Genomic DNA, 1270 nt, shown 5'->3' on the forward strand with positions numbered 1-1270 from the left:
GTCCTGCCCTGCACGAATTGTGCGGGACAGGACCGTTCTGCGTTTCCGACGGCGCCGACCCGGCCCAGGTGCAGAAGTTCCGGGACGCCGGGGTTGAGGTGGAAGTGGCTGAGGTCGGCGGCAACCGCTGACTCATTGACGGACTATTACGCCATCGTTATGATTTACCCACTGCGCGCTGGGGAGCCCGACAAGAAACGAGAGGCCCCCCAAATGAACCGTCTGACCAGCCTATTCATCGCCACCGGCGCTGGACTTGCACTCGCCCTCACTGCCTCGCCGGCCATGGCGGCGCCGCCGTCCAGCCCGGACCATAACGGGGCGTACGTGGAACACCGCGAACTCAGCTTCCCTAACGGGACCTATGAAAACCGCAGCGTGACTCAACACCATGGCGGCGATTACTACACGACCATCAGCCGCGATCAGTGGACTTATCAAAGTATCAACGGCCAGTCCTCACTCGAAGTTAATGCGCAGTACACCGAGCTTGAGAACGTGTTGAAGTTGAGTAGCCAGACCACGGCATCTAAAGAGGATGGCACGACCTGCCGGTCCAATTCCCTGTACGTCATCGCCAACGGCGATACGCGCATGGTGCATGACCCAGTCTGCTAGCGCGGGGGCGCCTTGACCTACTCGGCGATGTCCTCCGCCCACAGGTCCGGGTTGTCAGCCTGGAACGTGAGCATCATGTCAACGCACCGCTGATCATCCAGGACCACCACCTCAACCCCGCGTGACCGCAGGAGCTCCACTTCGCCGTCGAACGTGCGCGCTTCGCCGACCACCACGCGGGGGATTTTGAACTGGATGATGGTTCCGGCGCACATGGCACACGGGGCGAGGGTGGTGTAGAGCGTGGTGTCCCGGTAGCTCCTCTGCCGGCCCGCTGCGCGGAGCGCGGACATTTCCCCATGCGCGATCGGATCGGCGTTCTGGACCCGTTCGTTGTGCCCGCTGGCAATGACCATGCCGTCCCGGGCGAGCGCCGCTCCGATGGGGATGCCGCCTTCAGCCAGGCTTTTTCGGGCGGCCTGATGGGCGGCTTCGAATGCGGGGTGTGGCGCCAGCGCAATGGAGTGGTGCTGCTCTTGGGTCATAGCGCCATTGTCGCATGGGCCGTTTCTCCAGGCCCGGCGCGCAGGCTAGCCGGGGTTGGACCAGCTCTGCAGCTCCACCAGGTTGCCCTCCGGATCGCTCACGTAGCACCAGGTGACCCGCCGGCCGTCGGCCGTCTGGAGCGTCACGATCTCGCCCACGTCCGCCC

2 protein-coding genes are annotated in these 1270 nt (G+C 64.1%); one reads left to right on the plus strand and one right to left on the minus strand.

Translation table 11 applies throughout. From position 1 onward, the window contains the following. Positions 1 to 213: 213 nt before the first annotated feature. Positions 214 to 618, plus strand: a complete 405-nt coding sequence (locus tag DBR22_RS21585; RefSeq protein WP_146187614.1) for a hypothetical protein — start codon at positions 214 to 216, stop codon at positions 616 to 618. Between the two features lie 17 nt (positions 619 to 635). On the opposite strand, the gene DBR22_RS21590 is transcribed toward DBR22_RS21585, so the two are convergent. After that, the gene (locus tag DBR22_RS21590; protein WP_108600674.1) at positions 636 to 1103 is read right to left on the minus strand and encodes a nucleoside deaminase; all 468 of its coding nucleotides are present in this window, start codon (positions 1101 to 1103) and stop codon (positions 636 to 638) included. Positions 1104 to 1270 lie beyond the last annotated feature (167 nt).

It is taken from the genome of Arthrobacter sp. HMWF013, from assembly GCF_003061105.1.
Lineage (GTDB): Bacteria > Actinomycetota > Actinomycetes > Actinomycetales > Micrococcaceae > Arthrobacter.

Bases quoted from the DNA above. Each gene is read 5' to 3' on its own strand.
- DBR22_RS21585 (WP_146187614.1), top strand. From the start codon at position 214: ATGAACCGTCTGACCAGCCTATTCATCGCCACCGGCGCTGGACTTGCA.
- DBR22_RS21590 (WP_108600674.1), bottom strand. From the start codon at position 1,103: ATGACCCAAGAGCAGCACCACTCCATTGCGCTGGCGCCACACCCCGCA.